Annotated in this window: 14 protein-coding genes and 1 pseudogene; 1 reads left to right on the forward strand and 14 read right to left on the reverse strand. The window is 68.2% G+C overall.

Annotation, left to right across the window (positions count from 1 at the left end; genetic code table 11):
* Positions 1–70: 70 nt before the first annotated feature.
* The 13 genes and pseudogenes from ABNQ39_RS17225 to ABNQ39_RS17285 form a co-directional block, all read right to left on the reverse strand.
* Positions 71–1081, reverse strand: coding sequence for a TauD/TfdA family dioxygenase (locus tag ABNQ39_RS17225; RefSeq protein WP_376962036.1), 1011 nt, complete (start codon positions 1079–1081; stop codon positions 71–73).
* Between the two features lie 15 nt (positions 1082–1096).
* The gene (locus ABNQ39_RS17230; RefSeq protein WP_376962038.1) at positions 1097–1867 is read right to left on the reverse strand and encodes a thioesterase II family protein; all 771 of its coding nucleotides are present in this window, start codon (positions 1865–1867) and stop codon (positions 1097–1099) included.
* The gene (locus ABNQ39_RS17235) at positions 1864–2079 is read right to left on the reverse strand and encodes an MbtH family protein (RefSeq protein ID WP_098735105.1); all 216 of its coding nucleotides are present in this window, start codon (positions 2077–2079) and stop codon (positions 1864–1866) included. The genes ABNQ39_RS17230 and ABNQ39_RS17235 overlap by 4 nt, the downstream gene beginning before the upstream one ends.
* A 177-nt stretch (positions 2080–2256) precedes the next feature.
* Positions 2257–3024, reverse strand: coding sequence for an ATP-binding cassette domain-containing protein (locus tag ABNQ39_RS17240; protein WP_376962040.1), 768 nt, complete (start codon positions 3022–3024; stop codon positions 2257–2259).
* Positions 3025–3077: 53 nt separating this feature from the next.
* On the reverse strand, positions 3078–4214 hold the full coding sequence (locus tag ABNQ39_RS17245) for an SIP domain-containing protein (protein ID WP_376962042.1): 1137 nt from the start codon (positions 4212–4214) through the stop codon (positions 3078–3080).
* A complete protein-coding gene (gene fhuB, locus ABNQ39_RS17250) occupies positions 4214–6208 on the reverse strand; it encodes a Fe(3+)-hydroxamate ABC transporter permease FhuB (protein ID WP_376962044.1) in 1995 nt (664 codons plus the stop codon). The genes ABNQ39_RS17245 and fhuB overlap by 1 nt, the downstream gene beginning before the upstream one ends.
* Before the next feature lie 4 nt (positions 6209–6212).
* Positions 6213–7124 carry an ABC transporter substrate-binding protein gene (locus tag ABNQ39_RS17255; protein WP_376962046.1) on the reverse strand — a complete coding sequence of 304 codons (912 nt, stop codon included), beginning with the start codon at positions 7122–7124 and terminating at the stop codon, positions 6213–6215.
* 19 nt (positions 7125–7143) lie between these two features.
* A complete protein-coding gene (locus ABNQ39_RS17260) occupies positions 7144–9420 on the reverse strand; it encodes a TonB-dependent siderophore receptor (protein ID WP_376962048.1) in 2277 nt (758 codons plus the stop codon).
* Positions 9421–9525: 105 nt separating this feature from the next.
* Entirely contained in the window at positions 9526–10578 is a 1053-nt protein-coding gene (locus ABNQ39_RS17265) for a GNAT family N-acetyltransferase (protein WP_376962050.1), read from the reverse strand.
* 42 nt (positions 10579–10620) lie between these two features.
* Positions 10621–11928: a lipase family protein gene (locus ABNQ39_RS17270; protein ID WP_376962052.1), complete on the reverse strand. Its 1308-nt coding sequence runs from the start codon at positions 11926–11928 to the stop codon at positions 10621–10623.
* Positions 11928–13286 (reverse strand): lysine N(6)-hydroxylase/L-ornithine N(5)-oxygenase family protein, encoded by a 1359-nt coding sequence (locus ABNQ39_RS17275; RefSeq protein ID WP_376962054.1) that lies wholly within the window; start codon positions 13284–13286, stop codon positions 11928–11930. Before ABNQ39_RS17275 ends, ABNQ39_RS17270 begins: the two co-directional genes overlap by 1 nt.
* A gap of 408 nt (positions 13287–13694) precedes the next feature.
* A pseudogene (locus ABNQ39_RS17280) lies at positions 13695–14382 on the reverse strand (IS5 family transposase); the annotation flags it as partial.
* Between the two features lie 358 nt (positions 14383–14740).
* Positions 14741–15031, reverse strand: coding sequence for a hypothetical protein (locus ABNQ39_RS17285; protein ID WP_376962056.1), 291 nt, complete (start codon positions 15029–15031; stop codon positions 14741–14743).
* A gap of 154 nt (positions 15032–15185) precedes the next feature.
* Here ABNQ39_RS17285 and ABNQ39_RS17290 point away from each other — a divergent pair.
* A protein-coding gene (locus ABNQ39_RS17290) for an IS630 family transposase (protein ID WP_376962058.1) occupies positions 15186–16135 on the forward strand; the annotation gives its coding sequence in 2 pieces (ribosomal slippage) (positions 15186–15525 and positions 15525–16135; 951 coding nt in all).
* A gap of 46 nt (positions 16136–16181) precedes the next feature.
* Here the strand turns inward: ABNQ39_RS17290 and ABNQ39_RS17295 are convergent.
* Positions 16182–17135, reverse strand: coding sequence for an alpha/beta fold hydrolase (locus ABNQ39_RS17295; protein WP_376962060.1), 954 nt, complete (start codon positions 17133–17135; stop codon positions 16182–16184).
* Between the last annotated feature and the right edge of the window lie 71 nt (positions 17136–17206).

Genomic DNA, 17206 nt, shown 5'->3' on the forward strand with positions numbered 1-17206 from the left:
GGGCCGGGCGGAACGTCGGTCGCGGAGCAACGGTCCCGGAACGCCGGTCCCGGTCCCGCCGGCGATGCCGTTAATCGGCGGAATGGGGTTCGGCCATGGCGACCACGACCTTGCGCGGCCCGCTGAAGGGCGTGCGGGCATGGGCGGCCAGCATGTTGTCGAGCATCATCACGTCCCCGGTCTCCCACGGGAACAGCACCGTCTCGTCGGCCAGGACCGCGCGGATGGCGGCAAGGTCGGCCGGATCGATGGGACCGCCGTCGGCGTGGTAGACATTGCGCGGCAAATCCTCCTCGTCGAGGATGTCGAGCAGCGCCGACCGCGCCTCCTCCGGAAGGTTGGAGACGTGGAAGAGATGGGCCTGGTTGAACCACACCGGTTCCCTGGTCACCGGATGGCGGGCGGTCGCCTGACAGATCTGGCGTGTGCGCAGTTCGCCATCCTCCTTCCAGTCGCAGAGGATGCGGTGGTCGCGGCAATAGGCCTCCACCGCCGCGCGGTCCTCCGTGTTGAAGACCTTCTGCCACGGCACGTCCAGCCCGTTGCCGTAGTTGCGGACATACATCAGGCCGCGCCGTTCGAACCGCTCGCGGATGTCGGCGGGAATCCGGCGGTAGATCGCCCGGCTGTCGGCGATCGGCGTCTCGCCGCCGACCGGCGCCGCCTGGACGCAACAGAACCAGATGCGCATCGGCCAGTCGCGGGTGTAGGCCTGCTCGTTGTGCAGGGGAATGTGCTGGTCGGCCGGATATTCGGTGGAGGTGTAGACGCCCGACGTCACGTTGGTCCGCGGGGTCGAGCCGAACTCGTAGCTCAGCAGCGGATGGCCGAAGGCGGCGGCGAAGGCGCGGAAGCGCTCGACCGGGTTCGCTGCGGAATTCGCTGCGGACTCTGCGGCCGGACCCAGCGCGAAGCCGCGGAAGAGGATGCCGGCACAGCGCGGCAGCCAGTCGCGCACCAGCGGCTCCACGGCGGCGAAGGCGTCGAGCAGATCCACCTGCGGATCGCGCGCCCGCACCAGCAGCGGCAGGCCGCCACGCGCATGGGGAAAGTCTTCGATCGTGAAACTAGGCTCGGCCATGGGACCCTCATCAATTCAGGCGGTCGCGGCGATGCCGCCGGGGCCGTCCGCAGGCCGGCCGAGGCATCCCGCCAGCCGGTCGAGGAGCGGACGCTCGTGGGCGCGCAGGAAGAAATGGTCGCCGTCGAACATCTCCAGGGTGAAGCCCCCGCGCGTCTCCACTGACCACGCCTGCAACCGGTCGGCGGCGATGTCGTCCTGCGTGCCGCCGAACACCCGGATCGGGCAGTACAGCGGCGGCCGGGGACGGTAGGCGTAGCGGCCGCACAGCAGGAAGTCGGCGCGCAGGACCGGAAGGGCCATCTCCAGCAGGTCGCGGTTGCCGAGCACCTCCTCGGCCGTGCCGCTGAGGCGGCGCATCTCAGCGACCAGCCCGTCATCGTCCAGCGGCTCGGCCCAACGCCCGTCCTCGCGCCGGCTGGGAGCGGCGGCGGCCGACGCGAACAGCACCCGCGGTTCCCCCCGCCCCCGCCCGCGCAGGGCATGCGCCAGTTCGAAGGCGAGGAGACCGCCCAGGCTGTGTCCGAACAGGGCGAAGGGGCCCTGCGCCTGTGGAGCAAGCTCGTCCGCCAGTTCGGCGGCCAGCGCCGTCAGGTCGGTCCTGGGGGGTTCGTCCATCCGCCGGCCGCGGCCCGGCAATTCGACCGGCACCACTTCCAGCCAGGACGGCACGAGGCGTTTCCAGCGCGCATAGATCATCGCGCTGGCCCCGGAATAGGGAAGGCAGAACAGCCGCATCGCCGGTGGTGCAACGCGACCGGGGACGGGGGCGGTCGCGGATGTCATCGCGCGGCGGCTTCGTCCATCTGGCGGCGCAGGCTGAGCGGCCGCATGTCGGTCCACACCTGCTCGACGTAGGCGAGGCAATCGGCCTTGGGACCGCTCTTGCCCGCCTCGCGCCAGCCGGCCGGAACCGCCTTGTAGTCCGGCCAGATGGAATATTGCTCCTCGTGGTTGACCAGCACCTTGAAGGTGATGTCCTCGCGGTCGAACGCCATCGCTGTCCTCGTTCACTGTCGGGAGTGGGGCGGCATTCCGGTGCGGCCGCTCATGCGGTCCGTGCCCGGCGCCCTCCTGCCCTAATGGACGAAGCAGCGCGGCGAATCGTTAGGAGGATTCTGCGATTCTTTCGCAACACCCCCTCGCAACAGCCGATGCAAGGGGTGCTGCGGCGGTCAACGGACCAGCCCGACGGGCTCCCCGGACTCCGGATGGGGGATCACCGCCATCGGCAGCCCATAGATGGCGCCCAGCCGGGCAGAGGTCATGATCTCGGCCGGCGTGCCGCGGTCGATCAGCCGCCCGCCGTGCAGAGCGACGATGTCGTCGCAGAACCGTGCGGCCATGTTCACGTCGTGCAGCACCGCGATCACCCCGATGCCGCGCTCCCGCGACAGCCGGCGGACCAGCGCCAGCACCTCGACCTGATGGGCGACGTCGAGCGCCGAGATCGGCTCGTCCAGCAGCAGGCACCCGGCATCCTGCGCGATCAGCATGGCCAGCCAAACCCGCTGCCGCTCGCCGCCCGACAGGCTGTCCACCAGACGGTCCGCGAACCGCGCGGTGTCGGTCAGCACCAGCGCCTCCTCCACCTTGCGGGCATCCTCCGCCCGGAAGGCGCCAAGGGCGCCATGCCAGGGATAGCGGCCGAGCGCCACCAGCTCCCGCACCAGCAGCCCGGAGGCCGGCGGCATGTGCTGCGGCAGGTAACCGATCCGGCGAGCGAGCGCTCGCTGTTTCCAGCGATCCAGCGGCTGGCCGTCGAACAGCACCCGCCCCCCGCTGGGTCGTTGCTGGCGGGCGAGGATCTTCAGCAGGGTCGATTTGCCGGAGCCGTTGTGGCCGATCAGTGCGGTCACCCGGCGGGGAAGCAGGTCGCAGGACGGCAGGTCGAGCAGCAGGCGGCCGGGCAAGGCGAAGCTCACCCCTTCGAGACGGAACATCGGCACTGTCGGGGGCGCAGATGGGGGCGCTGTCGGGGACGCTGTCGAAGACGTCATGCGGAAGTCCTGCGGTCTGATGAGGCGGCCGGCGGGGTGCGCCGCCAGTAGGCGACGGTCAGCAGGCGGTCGCGGTCGATGCCGCGTCCACGCAGATGGTCGCGCAGGAGTGCGAGATCGTCGAACTCGCAGGCCACCCAGGCGAACGGCGCGGCCGGGTCGGACGGCAATGTCAGGGCGCGCACCGCCTCGACCAGCGGCCCCGCAATCCCGGCATTCCGGCGGTGCAGCCAATGGACGGAAACACCGGCGGGCGCCTGTAGCGGCAGTTCGTCCGCCGCATCCTCCACCTCGATCAGGGCGATGCCGCGGGCGTCGGCCGGCAGCTCCTCCAGGATGCGGGCGATGGCGGGAAGCGCCGTCTCGTCGCCGGCCAGCAGGTACCAGGACGCCGGACGAATACCGAGCCCGCAGGGACCGGACATGCCGCAGAGGTCGCCGGGCCGGGCCCGCCGGGCGAAGTCGGCACCCGGAGCGCCATTGGGAGCGCCATTGGGAGCACCGCCGGGGTGCCCGCCATCGGACTGCGTATCGTCCGCATGAAGAACGAAATCGATGTCCAGTTCGCCGGCAGCGGCATCGATGCGCCGCAGGGTGTAGTAGCGGACCGCCGGACGCCGGTCCGGCTCGGGCCAGAGCGGCCGTCCGTCGGGGCCGGGGCGCGGCCAGGACGGCGTCTCCAATCCGGCCGGCGGCAGGTAGAGCCGGACGTGCAGGTTGTCCGCCGTGGCGAAGCGGCCAAGGTCACTGCCACGGAAGGTGACGCGGCGCAGGCGCGGCGTCAGGTCCCGGACGGCGGCGACACGGATCTCGCGGAAGTCGGCGAAGAGCGGTCCGGTCTCCACATCGCCGGTCCAGACGATGGCGACATCCTCCCCCAGCAGACCGACCAGCTGTTCGCCGACGGACGCGCGCAGCCGCTCCAGAAGGCCACGGTCGTCCGCCTCCGCCCGCAGATGCAGGGCGTCGGCCCCGACGGTCAGAGCCAGCCGCCCGAACGCGCCGCTCGCCACCAGGGTTTCGCCCTCGCGGACGAAGGACAGGCCATAGGGCTCGGCGGCGACGACCAGCCGGTCCGCGGCAGCAGAGGGGCGGTCGTGAGGGATCGCGGTATCGCAGGAGAAGCGGGGCATCAGCGCCGTCCCAGCAGCCAGAGAAGGAAGGGTCCGCCGATCACCGAGGCGAGCAGCCCGGCCGGCACCTGATAGGGAAAGATCACGCTGCGGCCGAGCCAGTCGGCCATCAGCATGATCAGGCCGCCGAGCATGGCGGAACCGGCGAGATGGACCGCCGCCCGCTGCAGGCCGAGCATGCGGGCCAGATGCGGTCCCATCAGACCGACGAAGCTCAGCGGGCCGACAATCAGCGTGGCCGCCGCGGTCAGCAGGGCCGACAGGCTGAACAGCGCGATCCGGCTGAGCGACGGGCTGACCCCCAGCGCGGCGGCCACCCCGCCGCCGAGCGGCAGCAGATCGAGCCAGCGGGCGACGAAGGGAATGGCGCCGATGGCAAGCAGCGCCAGCAGAACCGCCACCAGCCCGTCGGTCCACCCCACCATGTAGGTCGAACCGGACAACCAGGTGACGAGCGTTTGCAGGCGCGGATCCTGCCCTGCCATCAGGACGGCGACGACGACGCCGGAGATGGAACTGGTGGCGATTCCGGCCAGCAGCAACCGGTCGGGCGAGAAGCCGTCCTTGCGGCCGAGCGCCAGCATCGCCGCCAGCACCGCGACCGCCCCCGCCCCGCCGGCCGCGATCTGCGCGCCACGCTCCGGCGCATCCGCCGAGAACATCAGCACGATCACGCCGAGGATCGCGCCGGAAGAGACGCCGAGGATTTCCGGTGCCGCCAGCGGATTGCCGGTCATCCGCTGCAGCATGGCGCCCGCGACCGCAAGCATGGCCCCGCCGGATAGCGCCGCCAGCGCCCGCGGCAGCCGCCAAGGTGCCAGCGCGGCGAGATCGCCACCGGAACTCCAGCCCCAGCCATCCGGACCGGGACCCAAGGCGACCGCCATCCACAGGGCCAGGGGCAGCAGCAGGGCAGCGCTGGCAAGCACCAGGGCGGGCCGGGAGGCGCGCGGCGGCTGGGCGGCGGCGGACATGACCGGCGGCGCGGAGGTCCGCAGCCGCGGCAGAAGCCACAGCAGCATCGGCACGCCCAGGACCGCGGTGACGGCGCCGGTCGGCAATTCGCGGTAAGTGACCGGCGCCATCAGCACCAGGGCGTCGGTCGCCCACAGCAGGGCGGCACCGCAGAGCGGCGCCCACAGCATCCGCTGCCCCAGCCGGCGGGCGCCGGCCATGCCGACGATGGTCGGGGCGGCCAGCCCGACGAAGCTGACCACGCCGACGGCGGCGACCGTGAGGGCGGCCAGCATCACCGCGATCAGCAATCCGGCCAGACGGGCGCCCACAACCGACAGCCCCAGGCTGCGCGCCCCGCCCTCACCCAGGCCGAGCAGGACCAACGGGCGCAGGACCAGCGCCGCGGCGACGGCCAGCACCGCCAGCCGGGGCGCCAGGAAGGCGGCCATGCCCCAATCCTGCTGGTCGAGGAAGCCGGCGCCCCACAGGAAGAGGCCGATCAGCAGGTCGTGGTTGAACAGCACCATCACGCCGCTGACCGATCCGGCATAGAGGCTGAGGACGAGGCCGGCCAGCACGACGGTGACCGGCGACAGCCCCTTGCGCCAGGACAGCGCCAGCAGCGCCGCCGCCGACAGTCCGGCACCGGTCAGCGCGACCCATTCCCGGCCCAGCGCCAGCGCCTCCGGCAGCCACAGGGTAGCGACGGCGAGTGACAGGTGCGCGCCGGCGGAAATGCCGAGAGTGGCGGGTTCGGCCAGCGGGTTGCGCAGAACCTGCTGCAGGATGGTGCCGGCAAGCCCTAGCGCCGCCCCGACCATCAGGGCGACCGCGAAGCGCGGGAACAGGACATAGTGGGCGGCAAGCTGGTCGAGGCGCACCGGATCGGGATCGACCAGCGCCCTCCACCACAGATCCGGCGGCAGTTGCCGGCCGAGCACCAGAAAGGATGCCAGCCCGGCCAGCAGGAACAGGCCGGTCACCGGCCAGGCGGGACCGAACCGGCAGGGAGGGGTCGGGATCGCGGTGTCAGCCATGGCGTTAGGCAAGCCTTTCGCCGAGCAGGCGGACGAACCGCTCGGCCGTCGGGACGCCGCCATAGAACAGGATGGGCGGCAGGATGGTGACCCGGCCTTCGCGCAGGAAGGGCAGCCCGGCGAACAGCGGCAGGTCGGCCAGCGCCTCCAGCGCCCGCTGGCCTTCGCTGCCGACGTTGACCAGTTCGGCATCGGGACGGCCGGTCAGCCGGTCCATGGTCACGGTGGCGTGACCGTAGGGGCCGCTGGGACCGGTCCAGGCGTTCTCGATTCCCAGCCGGTCGAGGAGATCCTGATACAGGCTGTTGCGCCCGTGGATGAGAACGCGGCGTCCGTCGAGGACGCTGAGAACATAGAGAGGACGCAAGGGCACGCCGGACAGGCGCGCCCGCGCCTCGTCCAGCGCCCGCTCGAACCGCGCGACCGCAAGCTCCGCCGCCTCCGATACACCCAGTTCGCCGGCCAACCGGCGCAGGGAGGCAATGGCGAAGGCGAGCTGACCGTTCCGCTCCCCACCCTCCCCCGATCCCGTGTCGAAGGACTGGTAGAGGGTCAGCGGCGCGATCCGCTCCAGCCGGCCGCGCACCGCCGACAGCATGCCATCGGTGACGAAGCGTGCCGGCGCCAGCCGGTCGAGCAGTTCCAGGTTCGGCTCCGCCCGGGCGCCGATGTCCGGAACGCTGTCCGGCACCGCCGGCTCGATCACGGAGCGGCGGTAGCGGTCGATCTCCGGCACGCCATGCGGGACGATGCCCAACGACAACAGGGCCTGCGCACTCGTCCAATCGAGCGCGCAGACCCCGCCGTCCGCTCTCAACTCCGCCGACCGTGCACCGCCGGCCAGAAGACCGAGCGGCAGCGCGGCGGCGGCATGGAGGAACCGGCGCCGGTCGACGGCGCCGGTCATCTCGGGCATCGGAGGCAACGGTCCCGCCTTACCAGCTGTACTTCAGCGTCGCCAGGACCTGGCGGCGGTTGCCGTACAGCACCGTGTTGTCGTAGAAGCCCGCCGAGTAATACTTCTTGTCGGTCAGGTTGCTGACGTTGAGCGCCACGCTGGCCCCCTGCAATTCGGACCGCAGGGCACCCAGGTCGTAGCGGACGGCGGCGTCGGCCAGCGTGTAATCCGGGATGGTCTCGGTGTTGCCGGCATTCTTGGACGAGCCGACATAGCGCGCGCCCACCCCGAAGCCGAGGCCGGTGAGCGGACCGGACTTGAAGGTGTAGTCGCCCCAGGCCGAGGCCATGTGGCGCGGAATCCCCTTCGGACGCAGACCGACCGAGCTGGCGCTGGAACCGACGGCCGGATTGTCCTTGGTGATCTCGGCATCGACGAAGGCGTAGGAGGCGATCAGGCTGAGCTCCTCCGTCAGCTCCATCTTGCCTTCCAGCTCGATGCCGCGGCTGCGGATCTCGCCGTCCTGCACCGCGAAGCCGCTGTAGACCGGGTCGTTGGTAACCACGTTCTGCTGGGTGATGTGGTAGAGCGAGGCCGAGATGAAGCTGTTCCAGCCGTTCGGCTGGTACTTCACGCCGACCTCGTACTGGGTGCCGGTCGTCGGCTTGAAGGTGCCGCCGCCGCGCTGCGGCGCGTAGGTGCCGGTGGTCGGCTGGAAGGAGGTCGCATAGCTGGCATAGGGCGCGATGCCATTGTCGAAGACATAGCCCAGGCCGACACGGCCGGTGAAATGATGGTCGCGCGCGGTCTGTGAGCTGCTGGACAGGTTGTCCGTCTCCTTGTCGACCACCCAATCCTGACGGCCGCTGAGGGTCAGGATCCAGTTGTCGTAGCGCAGCTGGTCCTGGAGGTAGGCGCCGATCTGGGTCAGGTTGCTCTTGCCGTCCACCCAGGGGTTTCCATAAAGGAAATCGGTCCCCGGATAGCTCGGGTTGAGAACGTCGATCACCAGCTCGTTCAGCGAGTTGCGCCGCGTCTCCCGCCCGATGTAATAGCCGTAGTCGACGCCGGCCAGGATGGTGTGCGACACCGCGCCGGTCTGCACCTTGCCCTGGACGTTGCTGTCGAGCAGGTAGGTCTCGGTCGTCTTCGGACGGTCCTGCACCCCGACCGGATAATCGCGCCCGTTCACCAGCTCCACCGGCCAGGCGGTGCTGAAGGCGCTGACGAAGTTGACCTTCGAATGCATGTAGCGTGCATTCTGGTGGAAGGTCCAGTTCGGGCTGATCTCATGCTCCAGCTCGTAACCGACGGTGGTGTTCTGCACCTTCCAGTCGGAATAGCCGGGAATGCCGAAGAAGAGATCGGTGCCGATCTGGCCCATCGCATCGCGGGGAATGCTCTGTTCCGCCCCGCTCATCTTCAGCTTCTGATAGCTGGCGAGCAGGGTCATCTTGGTCTTGTCGGTCGGCTTGAAGGTCACGGCCGGCGCAATGTAGAAGCGGTCGTCGGGCGCATGGTCGACCTGGGTGTCGGACAGGCGGCCGAGACCGGTCAGGCGGTACAGGACCTTGCCGTCGCCATCCACCGGCCCGCCGAAATCGAAGGCGGCCTGACGGCGGTCATAGCTGCCGGTTTGCAGTTCGATCTCGTGCAGCGGCTTGTCGGTCGGCCGCTTGGTGGTGAGATTCACCACGCCGCCGGGCGAGGTCTGGCCGAACAGGACCGACGACGGGCCCTTCACGACGTCCACGCGCTCCAGCCCGTAGGGCTCGAAATTGGTGTCGTAGTTGTTGAAGCCGGCACGCAGGCCGTCGCGGTAGATGCCGAACAGGTTGAAATCGCGGAAGCCGCGCATCGAGAAATCAGGGGCGCCGGGGCCGCCCGGATAATCGACCACGGCGATGCCGGGCGAGTATGCGACCGCACCCGCGAAATCCTGCACCGCGCGCTGGTCCAGCTCCTTGCGGGTCACGACGGAGATCGTCTGGGGGATTTCGACCAGCGGCGTCTCGACCTTGGTGCCGACGGCGCTGCGGGTGGCGACATAACCCTCCGTGCCACCGACAACTCCCTGAACGGAAATCGGGTCGAGAACAATGCCGGCGCCGGTGGCGGCCTCTCCGCTGGTGGCCTGCCCGCTGCCCTGGCCGGGCTGGCCGCCGTTCGTCGCCTGCTGCGCCAGACCGGCCGGCTGGTTCGCCAGCAGCGCCAGACCGGCCATCGTCGTCGCCAGCAGGAAGGATTTCAAACGCCCGTGCCTGCCCGTCGCCAGACGACAGGCCGATCCGGCCGCGCCAACCTCACTCTCCATCACAGTTCCCCCAACTGAAGCTCTATCCGACGGGTTCCGCTGTCTCGCGAAATCCGTCTCCCGGCTCTAAGACGAAGGGGGTAGGCGAATATTAAGGAGAATCTTTCATACGTACGAATTTTCGTGCGCGGCGGGCGTCGTCGACGGCTCCGACAGGCCGGGGCAGCGGTCGAAGAAGTCACGGCGGTCGAGCACCATCAGCGCCGCGCGCTTGTGCGGGAAGTCGAACTCCCGTTCGCGCAGGAACCCCAGGGACTGCATGTGCCCGATCATGCGGGCGTTGTCGGCCCGCGGCTCCGACACCACGCGGCCGGTGCGGGCATCGTCCAGGAACATCCAGTGCACCAGCGCCGAAAGCCACGAACGGACCTTGTGCGGCCCGCGGTGATGCTCCTCCCCCACCAGCATGTGGATGCCACGGTCATGGTCGCCCGGCGCACAGAAGGGGGCTATGCGGTCCTCCTTCGCCCAATAGGCCTCGAAATAGGCGAAGGGTTCATCGTCGAAGCAGCCGATCAGCGTCTGGACATGCGGGTCCTCCGCCAGCCCCTCCAGATAAGCGCGGTGTCGCAGGAAGTCGCCGCCCTCCTGCCAGAACGCAAGGACCCGGGGGTTGTTCTGCCAACGGTTGAAGCGCTCCAGATCGGCGTCGATGTCGAGGCTGCGCAGCGAAATCCAGAGGCCGAGCGCCGGATCGAACCGGCGGTACAACTCCCCTGCCGGCTTCGGCGGCCGGTGGAGATGCACTCCATCCCCCCGCGCGATGGCCGGATAGCCGGTCGTGCCTGGACCGCGCAGCCAGGGGCCGGGCAGTTGCCAGAAGGCGTCGCGCCGGCTGACGGTGCCGCCGCCGCCATCGGCGAGCAGCAGGCCGGATCGCAACGATGCCGGGTCGGGCTCGATGCCACGCCAGACAAGACGGCGGCAGGCCGGGTCGCCGGTGAACAGCCAGCAGGCCGCCGCCCAGGCGGCATCCGCTGGAAGCGGAGCGGGACCTTCGCCGACGGGGTCGGGCGCAAGGACGAAGCCGCCCTCGATCGGCTCGCAGGTGGCCGACAGCAGCGGACGGCCGTTGATGGACAGGCGCAGACCGCCGGATCCGGTCTCGGCGGTCAGCCGGCGGCCGTCGGGTAAAGGCAGGGTATGGGATGATGTCATGGTGGCGGATTCCAGTTCTTGGCGCCCGCTGCCGCCGTCCCGTCATCGGGCGAGGGCAAGCAGCCGGTCGCGGGTCGCCCCGAAGCACAGATAAACGGCGGCGCTGGTGTGGACCGACACTCCATCCAGCTCGGCCGGGATGCGGTCATCCATGTCCAGAACCTCGACAGCCGCCCCGCGGCCGGTGAAGAGCCGCTTGGCGGTGAGGGTGTTGGCGAAGGGCACCACGGCATCCCGCCCGGCTCCGCACAGGACCATCGGCGCGCGCGGTGTCCAGTCCAGCAGGTCGTTGCCGGCGAGGGCGCGGCGGAACGGAGCCTGCGGATCGTCGAAGGACCGTGTGAAGCCGTCCTGGCGAAGCCGCGCGATCTCCGGTCCCGGCGGCAGCACTCCCTGCCGGAGCACATCGAAGATGTCGAGGCGGCCCGGCATGACTCCCTCGACCGTGGCGTCGAAGGGCGACCGGAACACGTCGGCGGGCGAGGCATAGATGTTGCCGTAGACGCGCTGCATCGCCACCACGGCATAGGCGAACAGCGCCGTCGCCAGACCGTTCGGCCCCGCCGGCCCAGTCGCCGACCAGCCGTCGATGAAGGTTTGCTCCAGCGCATAGGGACCGGACATCGGTGCCGTTCCGGCAAGGTGGAACTCGCCGGCATGGTCGCGCTCGATGGTGCGCTGGGCCGCCATCGACGCATGCCCGCCCTGGGAATAGCCGGCCAGCAGCACCTTCCCGGACAACGGGATCCGCGCCTCCCCCGCCACGCTACGCGCGGCGCGCAGTGCATCGACGATGGCGGATGCCTCGCTCTCCGCATGCAGATAGGGATGGAACGGATAGTCCGAGCGGCCGAGCCCAAGATAGTCGGTGGCGGCGACCGCGACGCCGCGGGCGGCGTAGAAGGTCAGCAGCGGGCTGTCGCCCGCCGCCAGCGTATCGTCGGCCTGACTGGCATCCCGCCGCGTCTGGGTGCCCTGTGCCCAGCCCAGCAATTCATGCGGCTCGCCGCAATCCGGACCGCCGGGCAACAGCAGCATGGCCGAGGCGGTCGCCGGTTCGCCATGCACCCCGATGGTGGCATAGGTCACCCGCGACAGGGTGACGTCGCAGCGCGGCCGGCCGATGAAGCCGGCGTGCGATCCGAGCCCGGCCTCGATCGCATCCCGCCGGTAGGTCACCAGCGTCGCCACCTCAAGCACCGAGCCCCGTGCGGAGGCATGGACAGCCGGATCGGAGGACTTCGCCGCGGCATCGTCCGCCGCGGCGGCTGCCGACCCGGCCGCGCAGACGGCGGACAGGATGCACAACAGCCACAGCCCGGCGCGTCCGCCCCGCATCGTCGCGCCCATCAGCGGTTCAACGCGCCGGCAACCAGCCCGGTCGGCCCCGACTGACGCCGGGACCGGCCGTCGGCCGGCGCCAGATCGCGATAGAGGGCGGCGGCGATCTCCGCCGCCCGGACCGGCAGGACCGACAGCAACGTGTCGCTCAGCCCATGGGTCTCCTCGCAGAAGCCCTGGATGAAGACCGGTGCCGTCAGCTTGGGGTCGGTACTGACGCGATAGTCGCGGTCGACCCGCAGGTCGCCCGTCAGGTCGCCCAGCGGCTCCAGCAGCCGACGGTGGGAGTTGCGCTCGTACCCAGTCGCCAGGACCACCGCGTCATAGCGGATTTCCTCCAGGACACCGTTGGACAGGTCGCGCAGGGTGAGCGCGATGCCGGCCTCGTCGGACGCGACCGCTTCGATCTGCCGCCGGCACAGGAAGCCGTGGCGCTGCACGCCGGACACCTTCTGGCGATAGAGGATGCCATAGATGCGGTCGATCAGCTCGGCATCGACCACCGAATAGTTGGTGTTGTGGTAGTCGCGGATCAACTGCGCCCGTTCGTCCTCCGGCAGGTTGAACATCACATCGGTGTAGGCCGGCGCGAAGATCTCGTTGACGAAAGGCGTGTCGTCGGCCGGACGCAGGACCGCCGAGCGCAGGATCATGTCGGCCCGCACCGACGGGAAGCTGTCGTTGAGGTCGATGAAGGCCTCAGCGGCACTCTGCCCGCCACCGACCAGGGCGATCCGCATCGGCGTTCCGGCGACGCAGGGCTGGGTGGCGATCCGCTGCACATAGTCGGCATGGTGGAACACACGGGGATCGTCCTTCAGCCCGGCGAACAGCGCCGGGATGCGTGGCGTTCCGCCGGTGCCGACCACCAGCGAGCGGGTCCGGCGCACGCGTTCGATACCATCGGGGCCGCGGGTGACGACATCCAGCATGCTGATGACGCCGGACCTGTCGACGACCGGTTCGACGCGCACCACCTCCGTGCCGTAGCGGCAGGCATCGGAGAAGTGGGACGCCACCCAGCAGAGATAGTCGTTGAACTCCATCCGGCAGGGATAGAAAGTGCCGATGTTGATGAAATCGATCAGCCGTTCCTTGCGGTGCAGATAGTTCACGAAGCTGTAGGGGCTCTGCGGATTGCGCAGGGTCACCAGATCCTTGAGGAAGGAGATCTGCAGGTCGCTCTGCTGGACCAGCGTGCCGCCATGCCAGCTGTAGGAGTCCTGCCGGTCGAAATAGGCCGTGTCCAGCGCCCGCCCGGAACGCTCCGCCTGTTCTTCGAGGGCGATCGCCAGCCCGATGTTGGAAGGCCCGAACCCGATCCCGGCAAGATCCAGGGGCTTTTCGGAGAGGCTGAACTGAGTCATGGAATTGTCGTCCCCTGTTTTGAGAATCCCAAAAACGCCGCCACGGCTGCCGGACGCATGGGCCGGTCCTGCTCCTGCCTGTGCCGGTCGTGCCGGTCGATGGCGTGGCGGGGCTCCAGCCGGATGCCGACCGACATCAGCCGACCGCCGCCTCCTTCCGGATTCTTGAAAGACGACGAACACACCCCGCTGAAATTTAGGCCCTTTCGCATCCGAACCGCTTTGGTGCGCAAATCGCCATGGTGGCAGCGTCCATCCCGGGGGGCGGCAGTTCCGGGAAACGCCTGGCAAAGGTTCGGCACGGACAGGTCGGATTGCGACACTAGGGTCTGTTGACATTCATCGGGTTGCCAAGACGGTCGCTACGAGGTGGATGGTCGCCGCGAAACTGGTGTCGGTTTTGTCGTAGCGGGTGGCGATGCGCCGGAAGGCTTTGATCTTACAGAAGAAGTTTTCGACCAGATGGCGCCATTTGTACATCTCGGCGTCGTGGGGTATCGGAGTGGAGCGGTCGGCCTTGGAAGGAATGACGGCGACCGCGCCACGCTCGGCGACCAAAGCTCGGATAGCGTTGCTGTCGAAGGCTTTGTCAGCCAGCAAGGCGGAGAACTCGATGCCCTTCAAGACCGGCGCGACGCCGACGCTGTCATGCCGCTGGCCCGGTAGCAGGATGAAGCGCCCAAGGTTGCCCAGCGCATCGACCACGGCCAGGATCTTGGTCGTCAGCCCGCCGCGAGAGCGACCGATGGCCTGAGCCTGAGTCCCCCCTTGCGCCGGTGCCGTGCTGATGCACCCGGACAATCGTTCCATCGATGATTGCGTACTCGAAGTCCGCGTCGCTCGATAAGGCGGCGAAGACCTCGTCGAAGACACCAGCCTTGGCCCATCGGCGAAAGCGCTGGAACACCGAGCTCCAGTGACCGAACGTTTCGGGCAAGTCCCGCCATGGAGATCCAACGCGGACAATCCACAGGACCGCTTCCAGAAACAGGCGATTGTTCGCCGCCGAGCGGCCGGGATCGCCGACTTTGCCGGGACGAAGCGGCGCTATCCGCTCCCACTGATCATCCCGCAGAACCGTCCGATCCAAGGCCACCTCCTCTTTGGCAGCCTTGAATCAGATTTCAGAAGCCGGGGGAATCCCCTTTCGCTCCTCGAATGTCAACAGACCCTAGATGCGCGAAACCCAAACGCACGAACGCCCCGGCTCATTCGAACCGGGGCGCCAAGTGTCGGTGGTTGCGGGGGCGGGATTCGGCCTTTACCGAACCAACCGGCTGCGACGATGATGGGGTAAGATTGCCTCGATCAGGTCGCCTTTGTGCAAACACATGGCGGTTTCTGATTGGTCCTTCGGTGCTCAAGCCCTCCTGCCACTCGATGACACGGACATCCGGCGTGGCGCGAAGATCCAGCAGGGTGCGGGCGAAAGCCAGAAACTGCTTGGCCTTTCCTTACGATCCGGGGTTGGGCAGGGCGTCCGCCTGTTTCAGGTAACGTTCGATCTCCGTGCGCTGATATCGTGCAAAGATGCGGGTGTGGTCATTGCGGAGGATCAACTTTGCTTCGACCGGTCGGATCGCAAAGCTACCGGGTGCGGCTCCGTCGTCGGTCGCCGCAATGCTGGCGCCCGACAGGAGGACGGCACAGGAAAACAGTACGATGGGAAAAAGGCGGCGAGTGTGCAACCGGTCTTCCGGTCGCACACTCGCCGCCCGCGCATCTTGGCAGAGCGCACCCGGCAACAGCCCGATTTCCGCGCGCCGGGTGCGTCCTGGCGAACAAGGTTGCATGCTCGGGGATAGACTAGAGCCGATTGATCGGCATCTGAATCGAGGGATTCCCGCGAGCTGGCATTTATGTTTCAAACTTCGGACTGGTTGAAGGAGGCCGGTCCGGATGGCGAAAGCACTGTCGGTTGATCTTCGTCGGCGCGTGGTGGAGGCGGTAGCGGCTGGAGCGTCCTGCCGGGCGGCGGCAGCACGCTTCGAGGTTGGGGTTTCCTCGGCAATCCGCTGGGTTGCCCGTGCGCGAACACGCGGTGACCTGACGCCGGACAAGCGCGGTAGCAATGTCCGCTCGCATCGGATCGACGAGCACCGGGACCTCATCCTGGGCTGGATCGAAGAAAAGCCTGACCTGACCTTGGCGGAAGTGGCCGAGCGTCTGGACAATGCGGTGGGGTTTCGGCCACTGCCCAGCGTCGTGTGCCGGTTCTTCCAGCGTCACAGTGTGACGCGGAAAAAAAGACGGCGCACGCTGCCGAACAGGATCGAGCGGACATAGCCGCCGACCGTCAGGCTTGGTTCGACGCCCAGCCGGACCTGGACCCGGAGCGGCTGGTATTCATCGATGAATGCGGAACCTCCACCAAAATGGCGCGGATGTACGGTCGCGCGTCACGAGGAGAACGCTGCCGCGCTGCGGTTCCCCATGGGCACTGGAAGACGACGACCTTCGTCGGCGCGCTCCGGCTATCGGGCATCACCGCTCCGATGACGCTCGACGGCGCCATGGGCGGCGCGGCCTTCCTTGCTTATGTCGAAAGGGTTCTGGGGCCGACGCTGAGCTACGGAGACATCGTCGTGATGGACAACTTGCCCGCCCACAAGCTTCCGGCCGTGCGGACGGCCATCGAGCAGACAGGCGCCGTTCTGAAGCTCCTGCCACCCTATAGCCCGGACTTCAACCCCATCGAAATGGCCTTCTCCAAGATCAAGACCCACCTCAGGAAAGCCGCCGCAAGGACGCTCCCCGAACTGTGGGAGGCCATCCGCAATGCCATCGACAACGTGACGCCAAGCGATAGCCGAGCCTTCTTCACAGCCGCCGGCTACGAACCAGAATGATCGGAATCCGCTCTAGGTCACGGTCCGACCGGTGACCGGGAGCCGATCAGGGCGCAGCGTCCTTGAGGAAGCCGACCACCTCCTGCTGGAACAGGCGGTGTCCCTTTTGCAGGTGCATCATGTGACCGGCGTCCGGAACGACGACGTAGGCCTTCCGCGGGTTTGGCAGCTGCGCGAAGAAGGGCAGCAGACCGTCGGTGTCCGCCACATCGTCGTACTGGCCATGAATGAGCATCGTCGGCACGGACACCAGCCGGGCGTTGACCATCGGCAGAATCGTGGCGAGGTCCAGTTGCGGCCCGGTCGCGGTCTTCACCTCCACCTTCGCCGCGGCTTTGGCGAAGGCATCGACGACGTCGGATTCGTTGACTTCCGCCGGCGCCATCGAGGTGAAGCGCGGCTTCCAGCCGGCCTCTGGAATGGTGATGTAGGGAGTTGCCCGGAAGGAGTCGATCCGGGCGCGGCGCCGGGCGACGTCCGGGCTGTTCGCGTGCATCTGGGCGTAGCTGATGTATTTCTCGACCGTGCCGGGATGGTCCATCACATACATCCCGCCATATTGCGTTCCCCAGGACCAGGCGAGCAGGTCGACCTTCGACACGCCCCGCAGCTTCAGGACGTAATCGATCGTCGCTTTCAGATCGTCCTTCGCCTGCGCCGTGGTCATGTGCGTGTCCGGGTGCGTCGAGCGTCCGAACCCGCGGGTGTCGAGCGCGAAGACGTCGAAACCCTCCCGGGCCAGCCGGTCCATCAGGCTGTAGGAAGGCTTGCCCGGAACCTGCAGGTCGAAGCTTTCCCGGCCGGCCGTGGCAGAACCATGGGCCAGGACCACGACCTTCTTGCCGGCCGGCTTGTCGGCGTATTTCTCCCAGACATAAATCCGAACGCCGGCATTCTCTACCCAATGCTCGGCCCCGGTAATCCCGTCGGCCGCCGAACCGGTCGAGCAGGCCAGGGCGTACAGCGCCATGCCGAGCCCGAGCATCACAATACGTCTCATCGTCATCTTCCCATTGGTTCGTATGGTGTGCTCAAGGGGGGACGGCCCGAGCCCGTCGGCATCCGCCGGCC

The organism is Azospirillum sp. A26, assembly GCF_042604635.1.
Classification (GTDB): Bacteria; Pseudomonadota; Alphaproteobacteria; order Azospirillales; family Azospirillaceae; genus Azospirillum; species Azospirillum palustre.

What these genes read in the sequence shown, in the direction of transcription:
- ABNQ39_RS17225 (WP_376962036.1), bottom strand. Translation starts at nt 1,081, where the DNA reads ATGGCCGAGCCTAGTTTCACGATCGAAGACTTTCCCCATGCGCGTGGC.
- ABNQ39_RS17230 (WP_376962038.1), bottom strand. Translation starts at nt 1,867, where the DNA reads ATGACATCCGCGACCGCCCCCGTCCCCGGTCGCGTTGCACCACCGGCG.
- ABNQ39_RS17235 (WP_098735105.1), bottom strand. Translation starts at nt 2,079, where the DNA reads ATGGCGTTCGACCGCGAGGACATCACCTTCAAGGTGCTGGTCAACCAC.
- ABNQ39_RS17240 (WP_376962040.1), bottom strand. Translation starts at nt 3,024, where the DNA reads ATGTTCCGTCTCGAAGGGGTGAGCTTCGCCTTGCCCGGCCGCCTGCTG.
- ABNQ39_RS17245 (WP_376962042.1), bottom strand. Translation starts at nt 4,214, where the DNA reads ATGCCCCGCTTCTCCTGCGATACCGCGATCCCTCACGACCGCCCCTCT.
- fhuB (WP_376962044.1), bottom strand. Translation starts at nt 6,208, where the DNA reads ATGGCTGACACCGCGATCCCGACCCCTCCCTGCCGGTTCGGTCCCGCC.
- ABNQ39_RS17255 (WP_376962046.1), bottom strand. Translation starts at nt 7,124, where the DNA reads ATGCCCGAGATGACCGGCGCCGTCGACCGGCGCCGGTTCCTCCATGCC.
- ABNQ39_RS17260 (WP_376962048.1), bottom strand. Translation starts at nt 9,420, where the DNA reads ATGGAGAGTGAGGTTGGCGCGGCCGGATCGGCCTGTCGTCTGGCGACG.
- ABNQ39_RS17265 (WP_376962050.1), bottom strand. Translation starts at nt 10,578, where the DNA reads ATGACATCATCCCATACCCTGCCTTTACCCGACGGCCGCCGGCTGACC.
- ABNQ39_RS17270 (WP_376962052.1), bottom strand. Translation starts at nt 11,928, where the DNA reads ATGGGCGCGACGATGCGGGGCGGACGCGCCGGGCTGTGGCTGTTGTGC.
- ABNQ39_RS17275 (WP_376962054.1), bottom strand. Translation starts at nt 13,286, where the DNA reads ATGACTCAGTTCAGCCTCTCCGAAAAGCCCCTGGATCTTGCCGGGATC.
- ABNQ39_RS17295 (WP_376962060.1), bottom strand. Translation starts at nt 17,135, where the DNA reads ATGAGACGTATTGTGATGCTCGGGCTCGGCATGGCGCTGTACGCCCTG.